The organism is Amycolatopsis orientalis (assembly GCF_000943515.2).
Lineage (GTDB): Bacteria > Actinomycetota > Actinomycetes > Mycobacteriales > Pseudonocardiaceae > Amycolatopsis > Amycolatopsis orientalis.
On sequence record NZ_CP016174.1, the window covers coordinates 6,855,464 to 6,873,668 of the forward strand.

An 18,205-nucleotide genomic window follows, 5' to 3' on the forward strand; every position below is an offset into this window, starting at 1 on the left:
AATCACCGAATCGTGTCATTTTCCTGCTTGCGCGCCTGGCGCGATGTCAGGCCAGGAAGGCGCGAAGCAGGGAAGCGGTGCCCTCGACGTGCTCGGTCATCGCCCGGCGGGCCGCCTCGGGGTCCCCGGCGAGGATCGCGTCGACGATCGCCTCGTGCTGGGCGTTGGAGTGCTCGAGGTTCGGTTCGAGCAGCGGGATCATGTCCAGCAGCTGGTTGACCCGCATCCGCGCGTCGGCCATCGCGGTGGTCAGCGAGCCGGACGCGGTGACCTCGGCGATCGCCAGGTGCAGCCGCGAATCCTTGCGCCGGTAGTCGCCGAGGTCGGCCGCGGCGGCCTCGGCGAGCGTGCTGGTCAGATGCTGCCGGTCGGCCGGGGTGAGGGAACGCGACGCCGCCATCTCGGCGGCGCCGGTCTCCAAGACGTGCCGCAGGCCGAGAGCGTCTTCGAGGGTGGCGTTGTCGACCTTCCGCCCCTCGGCGGCGGGCGGATCGGGCAGGGCGTCGTTGACGAACGTGCCGCCGTAACGCCCGCGGCGCGACTCGACGTATCCGGCGTCGGCCAGGGCGCGGATCGCCTCGCGCAGCGTCACCCGGCTGACCCCGAGCCGCTCGGCGAGTTCCCGCTCCGAAGGCAGCCGCTCCCCCGCGCCCACCACGCCGAGCCGGATCGCCTGAAGCAGCCTTTCGACGGTCTCCTCGAAGGCGTTGCCCGCGCGCACCGGGCGGAACAGCGCGTCACCCGCGTTCACGACCGTGCTCGACTCCACCCTTCGAGTTTAGGCCGCCCGCGTTTCGTCCTCTGGATGCGGTAGTTGCACGCGCATGGACCGCATCCAGAAGACTAACTGCGAGGCGTCAGCACTCGATGACGTTGACGGCCAGGCCGCCGCGTGCGGTTTCCTTGTACTTCACGCTCATGTCGGCACCGGTCTCGCGCATGGTCTTGATCGCCTTGTCCAGCGTCACGACGTGCGAACCGTCGCCGCGCATCGCCATCCGCGCGGCGTGGATCGCCTTCGACGCGCCGACGGCGTTGCGCTCGATGCACGGGATCTGCACCAGCCCGCCGACCGGGTCGCAGGTCAGCCCCAGATGGTGCTCGACGCCGATCTCGGCGGCGTTCTCCACCTGTGCGGGTGAACCACCGAGGACCTCGGTGAGCCCGGCGGCGGCCATCGCGCTGGCCGAACCGACCTCACCCTGGCAGCCGACCTCGGCGCCGGAGATCGAACCCGTCTGCTTGAGGATCGAGCCGATCGCGCCCGCGGTGAGCATGAACGTCACGATGCCGTCGTCCGAAGACCCGCGGATGAACCGCTGGTAGTAGTGCAGGACGGCGGGGATGATCCCGGCGGCGCCGTTGGTCGGCGCGGTGACGACCCGGCCGCCCGCGGCGTTCTCCTCGTTGACCGCCAGCGCGTACAGGCTCACCCAGTCCATCGCGTACAGCGGATCGCCGACGCCGTCTTCGGCGAGCAGCTTCTCGTGCAACGCCTTCGCCCGGCGCGGCACCTTCAGCCCACCGGGCAGGACGCCTTCGTGCTCGCAGCCGTTGCGCACGCATTCCACCATGACCTGCCAGATCTCCAGCAGGCCTTCACGGACCTCCTCTCGCGTACGCCAGGAGAGTTCGTTGCGCAGCATGATCTCGCTGATCGGCAGCCCGGTGTCCGCGCAGTGCTTCAGCAGGTCCGCGCCGGTGCGGAACGGGAACTCCAGCCGCGTCGAGTCCTCGACTACTGGAGCGTGATCGGCGTCGGTCTCGTAGGACTCGTCGCGCACGAACCCGCCGCCGACGGAGTAGTAGGTGCGCTCGCGCAGCACCTTCCCGTCGGCGTCGAACGCGCGGAAGATCATCCCGTTCGGATGCGCGGGAAGTGACTTCCGCCGGTGCATGGTGAGGTCGGTGTCCTCGACGAACACGATCTCGTGCTCGCCCCGCACCCGCAGCCTGCCCGATTCCCGGATTCCGGCGATCTTGCCGGGCACCGTGTCGGTGTCGATCTCCTCCGGACGCTCCCCGGACAGCCCGAGCAGCACGGCCTTGTCGCTGCCGTGCCCGAACCCGGTCGCGCCGAGCGAACCGAAAAGCTCGCTCTGGACACGCGTCGTGGCGGCGAGGTCACCGTCGGCGGCCAGACCGTCCACAAAGGTCAGCGCCGCCCGCATCGGGCCCACCGTATGGGAGCTGGAGGGACCGATACCGATCGAAAACAGGTCGAAGACGCTGATCGCCATTGATCCGCCCTCCTTCCTATCTGGCCAGCAAGGAGCTGGCTTCCTGAGCGGCTGGTCCTTCGGCGGCGAGGTGTGCCAGATTCTCCGACAGCGCTTCGCCGCGGTGTGCCTTCGTCTGCGCGAACAACCGCCCCGCCCGGTACGACGACCGCACCAGCGGCCCGGCCATGACACCGGCGAAACCCATCGCCTCGGCGGCGTTGGAGTGCTCGACGAACTCCTCCGGCTTCACCCACCGGTCCACCGGATGATGCCGCGGCGACGGCCGCAAATACTGGGTGATCGTCAGGATCTCGCAGCCCGCGTCGACCAGATCCCGCATCGCCGGAACCACCTCCTCCGGAGTCTCACCCATGCCGAGGATCAGGTTCGACTTCGTCACCAGACCAGCCTCACGAGCCTTCGTGATGACCTCCAGCGACCGCGCATACCGGAAACCGGGACGGATCCGCTTGAAAATCCGCGGCACCGTCTCCACATTGTGCGCCAGCACCTCCGGCCGGGACCCGAACACCTCCGCCAACTGGTCGGGATCGGCGTTGAAGTCCGGGATCAACAACTCCACACCGGTACCCGGGTTGAGCGCGTGGATCTGACGCACGGTCTCGGCGTACAGCCACGCACCACCGTCTTCCAGATCGTCACGGGCGACACCGGTCACCGTCGAATAGCGCAACCCCATCGCCTGCACGCTCTCGGCGACCTTGCGCGGCTCAGTCCGGTCCAGGGCAGCGGGCTTACCCGTGTCGATCTGACAGAAGTCACACCGCCGCGTGCACTGATCCCCACCGATCAGGAAGGTGGCCTCACGGTCTTCCCAGCACTCGTAAATGTTGGGACAACCCGCTTCTTCACACACGGTGTGGAGGCCTTCGCGGCGCACCAGACCTTTCAGCTCGGTGAACTCCGGGCCCATCCGCGCGCGCGTCTTGATCCACGACGGCTTCTTCTCGATCGGGGTCTGCGCGTTGCGGACTTCGAGCCGGAGAAGTTTGCGCCCCTCGGGGACCGCGCTCATCGGTTGAGGTCCGCGTACAGCGGGTGCTTCTTGGCCAGAAGTTCGACACGGGCGGAGAGCGACTGGCGCAGATCTTCGTCGAAGTCGGGACGCAGCGCCTCGGCGATGATGTCGCCGACCTCGGCGAAGTCCTCGGCACCGAAGCCGCGGGTCGCGAGCGCCGGGGTACCGATCCGCAGGCCCGAGGTGACCATCGGCGGGCGCGGGTCGAACGGGACGGCGTTGCGGTTGACCGTGATACCGACCGAGTGCAGCCGGTCCTCGGCCTGCTGACCGTCCAAAGTGGAGTTGACCAGATCGACGAGCACCAGGTGCACGTCGGTGCCGCCGGTCAGCACGCGGACGCCCGCTTCGGCGCAGTCCGTGCGCGAAAGGCGGTCGGCCAGGATCTTCGCGCCTTCGAGCACGCGCTGCTGACGCTCGCGGAACTCCTCGCTCGCGGCGACCTTCAGCGCGACGGCCTTGGCGGCGATGACGTGCTCCAGCGGGCCACCCTGCTGACCGGGGAACACCGCCGAGTTGATCTTCTTGGCGAGTTCCTGGCGGCACAGGATGATGCCGCCACGCGGACCGCCGAGGGTCTTGTGCGTGGTCGTGGTGACGATGTCCGCGTACGGCACGGGGCTCGGGTGCAGCCCGGCGGCGACGAGACCGGCGAAGTGCGCCATGTCGACCATGACCTTCGCGCCGACCTCGTCGGCGATGCGGCGGAACTCTGCGAAGTCGAGCTGACGCGGGTACGCCGACCAGCCGGCGATGATCAGCTTCGGCTTGTGTTCCTTGGCGAGGCGCTCGATCTCCTCGACGTCGACGATCCCGGTCTCCTTGTCGACGTGGTAGGCGACGACGTTGTAGAGCTTGCCGGAGAAGTTGATCTTCATCCCATGGGTCAGGTGACCACCGTGGGCGAGGTCGAGCCCGAGGATGGTGTCGCCGGGGTTGAGCACCGCGACCATGGCGGCGGCGTTGGCCTGCGCGCCCGAATGCGGCTGGACGTTGGCGTGCTCGGCGCCGAACAGGGCCTTCGCGCGGTCGATCGCCAGCTGCTCGATGACGTCGACGTGCTCACAACCGCCGTAGTAGCGACGGCCGGGGTAGCCCTCGGCGTACTTGTTGGTCAGCACCGAACCCTGCGCCTCGAGCACGCCCACCGGGGCGAAGTTCTCCGACGCGATCATCTCCAGGGTCGACTGCTGACGGTCGAGTTCGGCGGCGACGGCCGCGGCGACCTCGGGGTCCACTTCGGACAGGGCTGCGTTGAACAAAGAAGCGTCTCCCATTTCAGCTCTCCTGGGTGAGCACGGCGTAGGCCTGGGCGTCGAGCAGTGCGGGCACGTCGCCGGACAGACGCACCTTCAGGAGCCATCCTTCGGCGTACGGATCCGAGTTGATGACCTCGGGGGTGTCCGTTGTGGCCTCGTTCACCTCGACGACCTCGCCGTCCACGGGTGCGTACAGCTCGCTGACGGATTTGGTCGACTCGACCTCGCCGAACACCTCGCCGGCGGTGACCGTGTCACCGACCGAAGGAAGCTGGACGAACACGATGTCACCGAGCGACTCGGCGGCGAAGGCGGTGATGCCCACGGTGGCGACGCCGTCCTCGACGCGCAGCCACTCGTGTTCCTTCGTGTACTTCAGGTCCTGGGGGATGCTCATGGTGATTCAAGGGCCTTTCAGGCGCGGGAGTAGAAGGGCAGGGCGACGACCTCGACGGGTTCGATACGACCCCGGATGTCGACGGAGAGCTCGGTGCCGGGTTCGCTGTACTCCCGGTCCACATAGGCCATGGCGATCGGGTAACCCAAGGTCGGCGAAAGGGCACCACTGGTGACCTCGCCGATCTCGGTCTCGCCGGACAGGACCGTGTAGCCGTGACGCGGGGCGCGACGACCGGCCCCCTTGAGCCCGACACGCACGCGCGGAACGTCCTTCTTGGACAGTTCCTCGAGGGCCGCCTTACCGACGAAGTCGCCGGGCTTCTCGAACTTGACGACGCGGCCGAGACCGGCCTCGAACGGGCTCAGCTGGAGGCTGAGTTCGTTGCCGTACAACGGCATCCCGGCTTCCAGGCGCAGCGTGTCGCGGCAGGCGAGCCCGGCGGGGAGCAGACCGTGCGGCTCGCCCGCGTCGGTCAGGATGCGCCAGACGGCGGGGGCCTCACCGGCCGGGACGTACAGCTCGAAGCCGTCCTCGCCGGTGTAGCCGGTGCGGGCGAGCAGGACGTCGTGACCCTTCACGACGGCCGGGACACTCGCGTAGTACTTGAGCGCGCCCAGGTCGGCGTCGGTGACCGCGCCCAGGATCTCGACGGCCTTCGGACCCTGGACGGCGATCAGCGCGACGTCCTCGGATTTGTTCTCGACGACCGCGTCGAAACCGGAGACCCGCTCGGCCAGCGCCCCGGCGACCACGTCGGCGTTGCCGGCGTTGGCCACGACCAGGAACTTCTCGTCGGCGAGCCGGTAGACGACCAGGTCGTCCAGCACGCCGCCGCTGGCGTCACAGATCATCGTGTAACGCGCCCGGCCCGGCTTGACGCCGGACAGGTTGCCGACCAGCGCGTAGTCGAGGGTCTCGGCCGCCTGCGGTCCGGTCACCTCGATCTCGGCCATATGGGACAGGTCGAACAGGCCCGCGGCCTCGCGGACCGCCTTGTGCTCCGCCAGTTCGCTGGAATAGCGGATCGGCATCGACCAGCCCGCGAAGTCGGTGAACAGCGCACCCAGTCCTTTGTGGACTCCGTGCAGAGACGTCTCTTTCGACATCAAGTGCCTCAGTTCTCGTAGGCGTTGAGCGGCGGGCAGGAGCAGACGAGGTTACGGTCCCCGCGCGCGCCGTCGATGCGACGCACCGGGGGCCAGTACTTCGCCTTGCGGTTCACCCCGGCGGGGTACACCGCCAGTTCGCGGTCGTACGGCAGGTCCCAGTCGCCGACCAGGGTCTCGGCGGTGTGCGGGGCGTTGCGCAGCGGGCTGTTGTCCGCGGACCAGCGGCCCTGCGCGACGGCGTCGATCTCGGCGCGGATGGCGATCATCGCGTCGCAGAAACGGTCGATCTCGCCGAGGTCCTCTGATTCGGTCGGCTCGACCATCAGCGTGCCCGCGACCGGGAACGACATGGTCGGGGCGTGGAAGCCGTAGTCGATCAGGCGCTTCGCGACGTCGTCCACGCTGACGCCGGTCTCCTTGGTGAGCCCGCGCAGGTCGAGGATGCACTCGTGCGCGACCAGGCCGTCCTGGCCGGTGTAGAGCACCGGGTAGTGCTGGTTGAGGCGCTTGGCCACGTAGTTCGCCGCGAGGACCGCGACCTGCGTCGCGGCGGTGAGCCCGCCGGCGCCCATCATGCGGACGTACGCCCACGAGATCGGCAGGATCGACGCCGAGCCGAACGGGGCGGCGCTGATCGGGCCGACCCCGGTCTCCGGACCGGCCTTCTCCAGCAGCGGGTGGTTCGGCAGGTACGGCGCGAGGTGCGCGCGCACCGCGACCGGGCCGACACCGGGGCCGCCGCCACCGTGCGGGATGCAGAAGGTCTTGTGCAGGTTCAGATGCGAGACGTCGCCGCCGAACTCACCCGGCTTCGCCAGGCCCAGCAGGGCGTTGAGGTTCGCGCCGTCGACGTAGACCTGGCCGCCCGCGTCGTGGACGATCTTGGCCAGCTCGTCGATGCCGTGCTCGTACACGCCGTGGGTGGACGGGTAGGTGACCATGATCGCGGACAGCGTGTCGCGGTGGGCGTCCACCTTGGCGCGCAGGTCGTCGAGGTCGACGTTGCCCTCATCGGTGCACTTGACCACGACGACGCGCATGCCGGCCATGACCGCGGAGGCGGCGTTCGTGCCGTGCGCGGACGACGGGATGAGGCAGACCTCACGTTCGGCCTGGCCGTTCGCGTGGTGGTACGCGCGGATCGCGAGCAGACCGGCGAGTTCGCCCTGGCTGCCCGCGTTCGGCTGCAGCGACACCTTGTCGTAGCCGGTGACCTCGGCCAGCCAGCCCGCGAGCTGCTCGACCAGCACGTGGTAGCCCTCGGCCTGGTCCGCGGGCGCGAACGGGTGGATCCCCGCGAACTCGCGCCAGCTGATCGGCTCCATCTCGGTGGTGGCGTTGAGCTTCATCGTGCACGAGCCGAGCGGGATCATGCCGCGGTCGAGCGCGTAGTCGAGGTCGGACAGGCTGCGCAGGTAGCGCAGCATCGCGGTCTCGGAGCGGTGCGAGTGGAACACCTCGTGGGTGAGGTACTCGCTCTCGCGGTCGAGACCGGCGGGCAGCGCTCCGGCGGCCGCGGTGTCGGCGGCGTCGATACCGAAGGCGTTGAGCACCTTGGCGATGATCGCGGGCGTGGTGACCTCGTCGACGGCGATGCGCACGTGGTCGGCGTCGACCGGGCCGAGGTTGATGCCGTTCTCACGCGCGACGGCGACGACCGCTTCGGCCTGGCCGGGCATGCGAGCGAGGACCGTGTCGAAGAAGCCCTCGTGGACGACTTCGACGCCCCCGGTGCGGAGCGCGTCCGCGAGGCCGGCGGCGAGTTCGTGGACGCGCGTCGCGATGCGCTTGAGGCCGTCGGGACCGTGGTAGACCGCGTACATCGCGGCCAGCACCGCGGGCAGGACCTGCGCGGTGCAGATGTTCGACGTCGCCTTCTCGCGGCGGATGTGCTGCTCACGGGTCTGCAGGGCGAGGCGGTACGCGGGGTTGCCGTCGGCGTCGACCGAAACCCCGACGAGACGGCCCGGCAGCGACCGCTCCAGCCCGGCGCGGACGGCCATGTACCCGGCGTGCGGGCCGCCGTAGCCGAGCGGGACACCGAAGCGCTGGGTGGATCCGGCGGCGATGTCGGCGCCGAACTCACCCGGCGCGGTGATCAGCGTCAGGGCGAGCAGGTCGGCGGCGACGGTGTACAGCGCGCCGGCGGCCTTCGCGGTCTCGGAGATGGCGGAGTAGAAGCCCGCGCCGCGCAGCACACCGGAGGCACCCGGGTACTGGACGACGACGCCGAAGAACTCCTCGGGAAGGCCGGTGAGCAGGTCGCGGACCTCGACCTCGACCCCCATCGCCTCGGCGCGGGTGCGGACGACCGCGATGGTCTGCGGCAGGCACTCGGCGTCGAGGACGACCTTGTTCGACTTCGCCTTCGACACGCGGCGCATCAGCATGACGGCCTCGGCGACGGCGGTGGACTCGTCGAGCAGCGAGGCGTTCGCGGTGGCGAGCCCGGCCAGCTCGGAGACCATGGTCTGGAAGTTGAGGAGGGCTTCGAGACGGCCCTGCGAGATCTCCGGCTGATACGGCGTGTACGCCGTGTACCAGGCCGGGTTCTCCAGCACGTTGCGGCGGATGACCGCCGGGGTGACCGTGTCGTGGAAGCCGAGGCCGATCATCTGCGTCATCGGCTTGTTGAGCGCGGCGAGCGCGCGAAGTTCGGCGATGGCATCCTCTTCGGACGCGGCGGGGGGAAGTTCGAGGTCACGGGTGACCCGGATCGCGGACGGCACGGCGGCCTGCACCAGGGCATCGAGACTGCCGTAGCCGACCTCGGCGAGCATCTTGGCCTGCTCGGACTCCGAGGGGCCGATGTGCCGGTCGTCGAAGGACGTACTGGTCAAGGGAGCTCCTTGGGTCAGGCGCCGGATAGACCGGTGCGCTGGGAACTCCCCCTCTGTCATGGCACCTGAGAGTTTCACCGCACGGTAATGCGGCTTTCACCTTGGGTGAGACGCACTTGCGCGCCTGCTTTCCAGAGTGGCCTCGCGGAAGCGGTAGTGGATACCTGAGAGATTCCGGGGAGTTTGCTCCTTCGGTGCCCCACCACGTTCGTGAGGGCTCTCCCGCTCCAGCTCAACGGCCCTGTCTGTAGTTGTGCGCACACCGTACCTGGCGTGTTCGGCGCACGTCTACTTCTGGCCGGGCACGTCACTTGTGCCGTTCGCCCGGACACCCGACGTGCCCGGGCGCGTCTCGGCGATCAGGCGTTCTCCATCATCATCTCGGCGGTGATGGTGCCGCACAGCTCCGCGCAGCGCGTCATCATGTCGGCGGCGTCGGCGAGTTCGGCGTCGCCGGTCTTGGCGCACTCCTGGGCGCACATTCGCATCATCTGGGAGGCCAGGCCGCACATCTTCGCGCACATGCGCATCATTTCGAGGTCGGCGACCATGGCCGAACAGCGCATCATCATGTCGGCGCACATGCGGGACATGTCCGCGCAGGTCACCATCATCATCCCGACCTTGGCGCCGCCGACCTCCATGCAGCGCGTCATCGTCTCCTCGCACCTGACGTGACACTCGTTGCACAGGTCGATGCAGTCACGCATGGCGGTGCTCATCTGCCGGGTCATCCTTGGCCTCCGCTGTTCCAGGGCTCGGGAGCCGGACGGCTCCGCGATCCCAGACCTACAGCGCAGGTCAGCGGCCCGCCATCCCGGCCACCGGGACGAGTGACGCATCCAGAGGACTAAACGCGGCCCATGCCGACACCCCGACAGGGCGTTGAGTGTCCCTCCTCCATGGAGGCGGGGTTCGCGCCCGGTCGCATGGCTTGATCAACACGGGATCAGGACATGCCCCGGAACCCGGCGCACCCCCGAGTGTGGAGGATTTGGGACGTTCACCGTCCCAAATCCTCCACACTCGAACCTCGCAGGCACCAGTGATGTCACATCCGGACCATCAAGAGCAGCGCCGATCAGCAACTCTGCGACTTTGCCGGGACCCTGACCTTGAGAGTAGGGAAGGAGGCCTTCACGGACCGTCGCGGTTCGGGCGGTGACGCATTCAGAGGACTGAACGCGGGATCACAGCGGCGTGACGTAGGCGCCCGAGATCCCCCCGTCCACCAGGAACTGGGACGCCGTGATGAACGAGGCGTCGTCGCTGGCCAGGAACGCGACCGCCCCCGCGATCTCCTCCGGTTCGGCGAACCGGCCGACCGGCACGTGCACGAGCCGCCGGGCGGCCCGCTCGGGGTCCTTCGCGAAGAGCTCCTTCAGCAGCGGCGTGTTCACCGGCCCCGGGCACAGCGCGTTGACCCGGATGTTCTCCCGCGCGAACTGCACGCCCAGCTCACGGCTCATCGCCAGCACCCCGCCCTTGGACGCGGTGTAGGAGATCTGCGACGTCGCCGCGCCCATCACCGCGACGAACGACGCCGTGTTGATGATCGAGCCCTTGCCCTGCCGTTGCATATGCGGCAGCACGGCCTTGCAGCACAGGTACACCGAGGTCAGGTTGACCTTCTGCACCTTCTCCCACGCGTCGATACCCGTCGTGAGGATCGAATCGTCCTCGGGCGGGGAGATGCCGGCGTTGTTGAACGCGACGTCGACCGAGCCGAAAGTGTCCACAGTGGTCTGGAACAGGGCCTCGACCTGCTCGGCGTCGGTGACGTCGGCCTGCACGAACAGGCCGCCGACCTCGTCGGCCGCCGCCTTGCCCTGCTCCGCCGAGATGTCGCCGATGACGACCTTCGCGCCCTCGCTCGCCAGCCTGCGGGCGGTGGCGAGACCGATGCCGCTGCTGCCGCCGGTGATGACCGCGACGCGGTCCTCGAAACGCTGAACCATCATTCCTCCGTGCTGATAAAAACGTTTTTGGTCTCGGTGAAGGCGTCGAGCGCGTCCGGGCCGAGTTCCCGGCCGAGCCCGGACTGCTTGAAGCCGCCGAACGGTGTCCAGTACCGGACGGACGAATGCGAGTTGACCGAAAGGTTCCCGGCTTCGACGCCGCGCGCGACACGGAAGGCGCGGCCGACGTCGCGGGTCCAGATCGAGCCGGACAGGCCGTACTCGGTGTGGTTGGCCATGGTGACCGCGTCCGCCTCCTCCGCGAACGGGACGACCGCCACGACGGGACCGAAGATCTCGTCCGAGGCCAGCGGATGCCGCAGGTCCGGCGGGGTGACGACGGTCGGCGGGAACCAGTAGCCCGGCCCCAGCGGGGCGCTTCCCCGAAAGGCCACCGGCGCGTCATCGTCCACATAGGACGACACCTTCGCGTGGTGCCCGGCCGAGATCAGCGGCCCCATCTCGGTCATCTCCAGCCGCGGATCCCCGACGACCACGCCGTTCACGGCGGGCTCCAGCAGTTCCATGAACTTCTCGTACACACTCGCCTGCACGAGGATCAGCGACCGCGCGCAGCAGTCCTGCCCGGCGTTGTCGAACACCCCGTACGGCGCCGTGGCCGCGGCCTTCTCCAGGTCGGCGTCGGCGAACACGATGTTCGCGTTCTTGCCGCCGAGTTCCAGCGTCACCCGCTTCACCTGGGCGGCGCAGCCCGCCATGATCTGCTTGCCGACCTCGGTGGAGCCGGTGAAGACGACCTTGCGTACCGCGGGATGGTCCACGAAACGCTGTCCCACCACGGATCCCTTGCCGGGGAGCACCTGGAAGACGTCCTCGGGGATACCCGCCTCGCGGGCGAGTTCACCGAGCCGGATCGCGGTCAGCGGGGTGAGCTCCGCCGGTTTGAGCACGACGGTGTTCCCGGCGGCGAGGGCCGGCGCGAAACCCCAGCCCGCGATGGGCATCGGGAAGTTCCACGGCACGATCACCCCGACCACGCCAAGTGGCTCGTGGAACGTCATGTTCACGCCGCCGGGGACCGGGATCTGCTTGCCGCTCAACCGTTCCGGCGACGCCGAGTAGTAGGTCAGCACGTCGCGGACGTTCCCCGCCTCCCAGCGGGCGTTGCCGATCGTGTGCCCCGCGTTGGCGACTTCCAGCTGGGCGAGGTTCTCGATGTCGGCGTCGACGGCGTCGGCGAACCGGCGCAGCAGCCGCGCCCGGTCGCCGGGGGCCACCGCACGCCAGCCGGGGTACGCCGCGTGGGCGCGGGCGATCGCCGCGTCGGTCTCCTCGGCCGAGGTCAGCCCGACCGACCTCACCACCTCTTCGGTGGCGGGGTTGATGACCTCGAAGGTGGTCACTTCGTCTCCTTCGCCGCTGCTATGAGGGCCTCGAAAAGCCTGATGTCGCCGGGGTTCTGTTCCGGATGCCATTGGACGCCGAGCACGAACCCGTCGCCGGGCAGTTCCGCCGCCTCGATGGTGCCGTCGGCGGCCCAGCCGACCGGGACCAGCCCGTCGCCGAGCCTGTCGATGGCCTGGTGGTGATAACACGGCACCTTGGTCTCGGCGCCGAAGATCGACGCGGCCCGGCTGCCCTCGGCAAGGGTCACCGTAGTGGTTCCGAAGGTCCCCGGCGCGGGCTGGTGATCCTTACTGTCCAAAGTGTCCGGGAGATGCTGGGTGAGCGTCCCGCCCAGCGCGACGCTGAGCACCTGGAGCCCGCGGCAGACGCCGAGTACCGGCTTGCGGGCGGCCAAGGCGGACCGCAGCAGGCCGAACTCGAAGGCGTCCCGGTTCGGCCTCGTGTACGTCGTCGCGTGCTGCTCCTGGCCGTAACGCGCCGGATCGACGTCGGCGCCGCCGACCAGCACGAGACCGTCCACAGCGGACACCAGCCGCTCGTGCGCGTCGCTCACCGGCGGCAGCAGGACCGGGATCCCGCCCGCCGCGACGATCCCGTCGACGTAGACGCGGTGCAGCAGCGCGGCCTCGGTCTCCCACACCAGGAACTTCGCGGGTTCCAGATAGGAGGTGAGGCCGATGACGGGCTCAGAGCCGTTCGAAGCCACGGATCCTCTCCCAGTCGGTGACGGCGGCGGCGTAGGCGGTGAGTTCGACCTTCGCCGCGTTCAGATAGTGGTCGACGACCTCGTCCCCGAACGCGGTCCTGGCGAGCGCGCTCCGGTCCAGCAGCTCCGCGGCCTCCCGCAGGGTCGTCGGCACGGTCGGCTTGCCGGAGCCATAGGCGTTGCCGTGGAACTCCGGCTCCAGCTCCAGTTCGTTCTCGATACCGTGCAGACCGGCCGCGATCAGCGCGGCCACCGCGAGGTACGGGTTCACGTCGCCGCCCGGCACCCGGTTCTCGGTCCGCAGCGACTCCCCGTGCCCGACGACGCGGAGCGCGCAGGTGCGGTTGTCGGTACCCCACGCGACGGCCGTCGGCGCGAAACTGCCCGGGACGAAACGCTTATAGGAGTTGATGTTCGGCGCGAGGAAGTAGGTCAGCTCACGCAGCCCGGCGAGCTGACCGGCGAGGAAGTGCTCCATCAGCGGGGAGAACCCGCCGGGGCCGTCCCCGGCGAGCACGGCCTCGCCCTCGGCCGAGCGCAGGCTGATGTGGATATGGCAGGAGTTGCCCTCACGTTCGTTGTACTTCGCCATGAAGGTGAGGCTCTTGCCCTCCTGCGCGGCGATCTCCTTGGACCCGGTCTTGTAGACGCTATGGTTGTCGCAGGTGGTCAGCGCGTCGGCGTAGCGGAAGGCGATCTCGTGCTGGCCGGGGTTGCACTCGCCCTTGGCCGACTCGACGTAGAGCCCCGCGCCGCCCATGTCGTTGCGGATCCGGCGCAGCAGCGGCTCGATCCGCGAGGTGCCGAGCATCGAGTAGTCGACGTTGTACTGATTGGCCGGGCGAAGCCCCTGGTACCGCTTGTCCCACGCCGACTCGAAGGTGTCCTCGAAGACGATGAACTCCAGTTCGGTGCCGACGTAGGCGCCGAGACCGAGCGCGGCCAGCCGGTCGAGTTGGCCACGCAGGATCTGGCGGGGCGACGGGGCCACCGCGCCGCCCTGCACCCGTTCGAGGTCGGCGAGGACGAGCGCGGTGCCCTCCTGCCACGGGAGCAGGCGCAGCGTGTCGAAGTCCGGGCGCATGACGAAGTCGCCGTAACCGGTCTCCCACGACGACATCGCGTAGCCGTCGACGGTGTTCATGTCGACGTCCACCGCGAGCAGGTAGTTGCACGCTTCGGTGGCGTGCGCGACGACCTCGTTGAGGAAGTACTCGGCGGCGCAGCGTTTGCCCTGCAGCCTGCCCTGCATGTCGGTGATCGCCACCAGCACCGTGTCGACGGTGCCGTCCTCGACCAGTTCCCGGAGCCGATCCAGCGTGAGCATGCCGCGCCTGTTCGCCATCAGCCTCACCTAAAGGTTCGAAGCGGTACCTTTGCGGCTTCTTCCTACCGGGTCAGCCCGGGCAGGTCAACTCGACCAATGGTCTATTTCGTTATCCATTGCGGACTGTAGTTGATCCCTGGGCGGATTGTCTGTGATGCCCGGCTGAGAAGATGCTGTGAATCCCGCCGCATCGGGAGGAGATCCGCGCATCCGGAACGTTGTACGGATCAAGAGAGGTGAGAAGGAATGACACAGGCATTCACGCAGCAGACCACGTTCACCGAGCCCCAGGGACGGGCTCAGCTCCCGACGCTGCCCAGCGGGTGGCCGATCGGCTCGTACGAGTCGTACTCCGAAGCGCAGCGTGCCGTCGACCACCTCGCGGGAACGGACTTCCCGATCACCGACGTCACCATCGTCGGTGTCGAACCGATTCTGGTCGAGCGGGTCGCCGGGCGGATGAGCTGGAGCAAGATACTGACCAGCTCGGCACTGTCGGGCGCGATGTTCGGTATGGTCCTCGGCCTCGTGCTGAGCCTGCTGAACCCGGCCGCCGGATTGGTGCCGATCATCGTCGGCCTGGTCGGCGGTGTGGGGTTCAACCTGCTGTTCGGCGCATTGGGGTACGCGTCGTCGAAGAACAAGCGCGGGTTCTTCTCCCAGAGCCAGCTGGTCGCCCGGCGCTACGACGTCCTGGCTCAGCCGCGCAACGCCGAGAAGGGCCGGGCCCTGCTGGCCGACCTGGCCGCCAGGAGCGCGTTCACCCACTGACCCGTAACGGTCGTGAGTGGTGATGACGGTTCTGCTGACAGAAGCCGGGCCGTGACCACGGGTGTCCACAAGGGACACCTTCCCGGCGATCAATGTCCGACTTGAGCAGTTTGCCCGGTCTCGCGAGGTGGTCGTGAGTGGCAAATAGGGTTCTAACCCTCATTGCCACTCACGACCCCGCACAGGACCGCACAGATCGACATCAATCGGACACCGAGTCGCTGGAAATTGTCCTTTATGGACAGTCAGGAGGCGCGCCCCGCCTCCTCGGGGACCCCCTCGCCGGGCACACGGTAGTGAAGGCCTCCTTCGCTACCGTGAGGGCAGACAAGGGGGACCTTCACGGCAGCGACCCGATCACGCCACGTTTGCCTTACCCCTCTATAACCGTCATTACCACTCACGACCCGGTGGCTCACGTTCCGCTGGGGATCGCCGAACGGTCCAGTTCCGTGCGGTCCGGAAGATCCGGGGACGCGCTCCCCGTCCGCAACAGCTTGCGCCACTGCCCGGAATCGTAACTCGCCGGCTCGGTCGCGGTGAGGAACTCCCGCAGCTCGGCCAGAAAGCGCACGGGGTCCGTCAAGTACGGGAAGTGACCCGCCCCCTCGAAGATCACCAGCTTGCTGCCCGGCATGGCCGAATGCGCGACGGCGGCGTGCTCGCTCGGCACGACATGGTCTTCGGTGCCCCAGACGAGCATCACCGGGATGCCCGCGCTGAGGTAGCACCGGTCGAGCAGGTTGACCACCTGGCCACGCCAGTCGACGACCGACCGGAGCGTGCGCAGGAACGCCTGCCGCGTGGTCGCCTCCACCAACCGCACGTACTTGCCGAGCACGTAGTCGAGATCCTCGCCCAGCCCGAAGCCGCCCGCCTGCCGCAGCAGCCCGCGAAAGGCGCGAAGGCCGAGCCGGACCGGCGCGGAACCGACCACCGGAAGCAGGAAACCCGCGCCCGGCGCGGCCGCCAGCCGCAGCAGCGGATGGACCCCCGGACCGATCCCGCCGGAGCCGACCAGCACCAGCCGTTCGCACCGCTCCGGAAACTGGTAGGCGAATTGCATCGCGACCCCGCCGCCGAGCGAATGCCCGACGACGGTGACTTTGTCGACGCCGAGCACGGAAAGCAGGTCGCGCATTCCGCACGCGTACGCGGCGACCGAATAGTCCGCCCTCGGTTTGGCCGATTCCCCGTGCCCGAGGAGATCCGGGGCGATGACGGTGAATTCCCCGGACAGCGCGGCCAGCACATCGAGCCAGGTCGAAGAATCGTCGCCGATCCCGTGGACGAACAACACGGCGGGCCCGCGTCCGGCCATTCGATAAGCGCGTTCGTAGCCGTGGACGACCTTTTTGCGCGGCGCGAGGTCGTCCACCTCCATACCGGTCAGCACGGTCACCCGGCCAGTGGAACACCGCGATATTCGGGCCAGGTTTCCGGCCGGTTCGATTCTCGTTACACGTACCGGTTCGAGAATCGGGTGGAGGCGCCCCCGACGGTCGCCTCCACCCGGGCCACCTAGCGGGTCGGCTGGGTGGAGTTCGACGGCGGCGCGGAGGACGGCGGCGCAGCCGGGGACGACGGCGGAGCGGACGAAGCGGGCGGCATCGGCGCGCCCTTCGGGATCGCCGCGCTGAACGGGACGTCGGTCCGCTCCTGGCAGTAACCGCGGGAACCGTTGTAGCCGTTGAGGTTCCCCTGCTCGTCCTGCACTCCCCGCTCGACCCGCGGCCGCGGATAGCGGTTGTCGTCGCCGACCTTCCGCTTCTCCCCCGTGCTCCTCTCGCAGGCGTACCGCGTCGTGCTGAGCGGACGGCCGTCCTCGTCGTAGAGGTAGATCTCGGTCAGCGGCTTGCCTTCGGCGTCGAACGCGTAGATGTTCTCCACGTCCTGGCTGCCGTACATCAATTGCGGGTTGCCGTAACCGTCGCTGTAGTTCGGCGAGTAGCCGCTGTTGTAGGAACCACCGCCGTAAGAGCGTTTCGCGATCAGATCGACCGCCGCGCCCACCCCGCCGAGCATGCTGCCGATGACGAACGCCGAGACCGGCACGGCCAGCCACAGCAGCCGCCTGTCCCCCGGCACCTTCGGCCCCGCCCACACCACCGCGGCCGCCGCGACGAGCAGCAACGGCAGCAACAGCACCGCCTCGGCTTCGCGCAGCACCAGCAGGAGACCGAAGACGACCAGCACCACCGCGCACAGCACCCACCACGCCGGCTTGAGCGAGCGAAGGAAGGCCAGCCCCTTACCGTCCCTAGTGGACCGGAACGACGTCCCGATCTCGCAGAGCTTGACGACCTCGGGCAGTTCCGCGACCGGGGCGACCCCCTTCCGGACCACGTAAGCGACGCTGATCGCGAACACGGGCGCCACGAAAAGCAGGCCCAGCAACGGTTCCACCCGGACCCACACCGCGGCCGCGAAGCCGAAGAGCGCGAAACCGCCCACCGAGAAGACCAATCCCCAGAACGCGAAGCGTGCTCCGCCGATCCCGGTTTTCGCCTTCAGCACTGCGGTTTCGCCACCCGCGTCGGCCGGACGCGGCGGATAGCCGCCGGACGCCCGCAATTCGGCGGCGTAGCTCTCGGGGGTGCCGAGCCGCTCGATCAGCGCGTCGACCTTGGCGGCCTCCCCCAGTTCCGCCTCCATCTCGGCGAGATGGGGACGGACGTCTTCGAGGATCTCCTCGACTTCACTCTCGGGCAGGTCGGCGAGCGCGCTCCTGACCCTCGCCAGATACACCCGCACGGCGGTCGGATTCTGCGTGCTCATGCTGCCTCTCCCAACAGGCTGGTCATCGTCGAAGCGAAAGTCCGCCAGGTCTGCGCCGATTCTTCGAGGCGACGGCGACCCGGCTCGTTGAGGCTGTAGTACTTGCGATGCGGGCCTTCTTCACTCGGCACCACGTACGACGTCAGCAGGCCTGCCTTGTACAGCCGCCGAAGCGTCCCGTACACCGATGCGTCGCCCACCTCCTGCAACCCCGCGACCCGGAGTCTTCGGAGCACGTCGTAGCCGTAGCCGTCCTCTCCGCGAAGCACCGCGAGCACGGCGAGGTCCAACACGCCTTTAAGCAGCTGACTGATCTCCACAGTCGCGTCCCTCCCAGTCTTACGCAAGAGAAGGTACCACGCATTGCACAGTAGTGCGCACGGCGGAGGCGACTTGCGCCGACAGGGGGTTCATGGGTTACTTAGTCC

At 68.4% G+C, this 18,205-nt stretch carries 16 protein-coding genes and 1 riboswitch; of the genes, 1 reads left to right on the forward strand and 15 read right to left on the reverse strand.

Features of this window, described 5'->3' with window-relative positions; all coding sequences use genetic code 11:
• Positions 1-46: 46 nt before the first annotated feature.
• From SD37_RS29675 to SD37_RS29730, 12 genes are all read right to left on the reverse strand, one after another.
• The gene (locus SD37_RS29675) at positions 47-769 is read right to left on the reverse strand and encodes a FadR/GntR family transcriptional regulator (protein WP_037303662.1); all 723 of its coding nucleotides are present in this window, start codon (positions 767-769) and stop codon (positions 47-49) included.
• An 88-nt stretch (positions 770-857) separates the two neighbouring features.
• Entirely contained in the window at positions 858-2,240 is a 1,383-nt protein-coding gene (locus tag SD37_RS29680) for an L-serine ammonia-lyase (RefSeq protein WP_044855430.1), read from the reverse strand.
• A gap of 16 nt (positions 2,241-2,256) precedes the next feature.
• Positions 2,257-3,258: a lipoyl synthase gene (gene lipA, locus SD37_RS29685; protein WP_044855431.1), complete on the reverse strand. Its 1,002-nt coding sequence runs from the start codon at positions 3,256-3,258 to the stop codon at positions 2,257-2,259.
• Positions 3,255-4,538 (reverse strand): serine hydroxymethyltransferase, encoded by a 1,284-nt coding sequence (gene glyA / locus SD37_RS29690; protein ID WP_044855432.1) that lies wholly within the window; start codon positions 4,536-4,538, stop codon positions 3,255-3,257. Before glyA ends, lipA begins: the two co-directional genes overlap by 4 nt.
• 1 nt (position 4,539) lies before the next feature.
• Positions 4,540-4,917: a glycine cleavage system protein GcvH gene (gcvH, locus tag SD37_RS29695; RefSeq protein ID WP_044855433.1), complete on the reverse strand. Its 378-nt coding sequence runs from the start codon at positions 4,915-4,917 to the stop codon at positions 4,540-4,542.
• A gap of 17 nt (positions 4,918-4,934) precedes the next feature.
• Entirely contained in the window at positions 4,935-6,026 is a 1,092-nt protein-coding gene (gene gcvT / locus SD37_RS29700; protein WP_044855434.1) for a glycine cleavage system aminomethyltransferase GcvT, read from the reverse strand.
• Between the two features lie 8 nt (positions 6,027-6,034).
• Positions 6,035-8,869, reverse strand: a complete 2,835-nt coding sequence (gene gcvP, locus SD37_RS29705; protein WP_083255117.1) for an aminomethyl-transferring glycine dehydrogenase — start codon at positions 8,867-8,869, stop codon at positions 6,035-6,037.
• Positions 8,870-9,010: 141 nt separating this feature from the next.
• A riboswitch (glycine riboswitch) is annotated at positions 9,011-9,104 on the reverse strand.
• A gap of 124 nt (positions 9,105-9,228) precedes the next feature.
• Positions 9,229-9,591 (reverse strand): four-helix bundle copper-binding protein, encoded by a 363-nt coding sequence (locus SD37_RS29710; RefSeq protein WP_236725143.1) that lies wholly within the window; start codon positions 9,589-9,591, stop codon positions 9,229-9,231.
• Positions 9,592-10,059: 468 nt separating this feature from the next.
• Positions 10,060-10,827 (reverse strand): 3-oxoacyl-ACP reductase, encoded by a 768-nt coding sequence (locus tag SD37_RS29715; protein ID WP_044855436.1) that lies wholly within the window; start codon positions 10,825-10,827, stop codon positions 10,060-10,062.
• Positions 10,827-12,191: an aldehyde dehydrogenase family protein gene (locus SD37_RS29720; RefSeq protein ID WP_044855437.1), complete on the reverse strand. Its 1,365-nt coding sequence runs from the start codon at positions 12,189-12,191 to the stop codon at positions 10,827-10,829. The genes SD37_RS29715 and SD37_RS29720 overlap by 1 nt, the downstream gene beginning before the upstream one ends.
• The gene (locus SD37_RS29725) at positions 12,188-12,901 is read right to left on the reverse strand and encodes a gamma-glutamyl-gamma-aminobutyrate hydrolase family protein (RefSeq protein ID WP_044855438.1); all 714 of its coding nucleotides are present in this window, start codon (positions 12,899-12,901) and stop codon (positions 12,188-12,190) included. Before SD37_RS29725 ends, SD37_RS29720 begins: the two co-directional genes overlap by 4 nt.
• A complete protein-coding gene (locus tag SD37_RS29730; protein ID WP_083255118.1) occupies positions 12,882-14,246 on the reverse strand; it encodes a glutamine synthetase family protein in 1,365 nt (454 codons plus the stop codon). Before SD37_RS29730 ends, SD37_RS29725 begins: the two co-directional genes overlap by 20 nt.
• A gap of 228 nt (positions 14,247-14,474) precedes the next feature.
• On the opposite strand from SD37_RS29730, the gene SD37_RS29735 reads away from it, so the two are divergent.
• The gene (locus tag SD37_RS29735) at positions 14,475-14,999 is read left to right on the forward strand and encodes a YflT domain-containing protein (protein ID WP_044855439.1); all 525 of its coding nucleotides are present in this window, start codon (positions 14,475-14,477) and stop codon (positions 14,997-14,999) included.
• 415 nt (positions 15,000-15,414) lie between these two features.
• Here SD37_RS29735 and SD37_RS29740 read toward each other — a convergent pair whose 3' ends face one another.
• The 3 genes from SD37_RS29740 to SD37_RS29750 form a co-directional block, all read right to left on the reverse strand.
• Entirely contained in the window at positions 15,415-16,383 is a 969-nt protein-coding gene (locus tag SD37_RS29740) for an alpha/beta fold hydrolase (protein ID WP_044855593.1), read from the reverse strand.
• A gap of 137 nt (positions 16,384-16,520) precedes the next feature.
• Positions 16,521-17,777 (reverse strand): DUF1700 domain-containing protein, encoded by a 1,257-nt coding sequence (locus SD37_RS29745; protein ID WP_044855440.1) that lies wholly within the window; start codon positions 17,775-17,777, stop codon positions 16,521-16,523.
• Positions 17,774-18,097, reverse strand: coding sequence for a PadR family transcriptional regulator (locus SD37_RS29750; protein WP_037311497.1), 324 nt, complete (start codon positions 18,095-18,097; stop codon positions 17,774-17,776). Before SD37_RS29750 ends, SD37_RS29745 begins: the two co-directional genes overlap by 4 nt.
• Between the last annotated feature and the right edge of the window lie 108 nt (positions 18,098-18,205).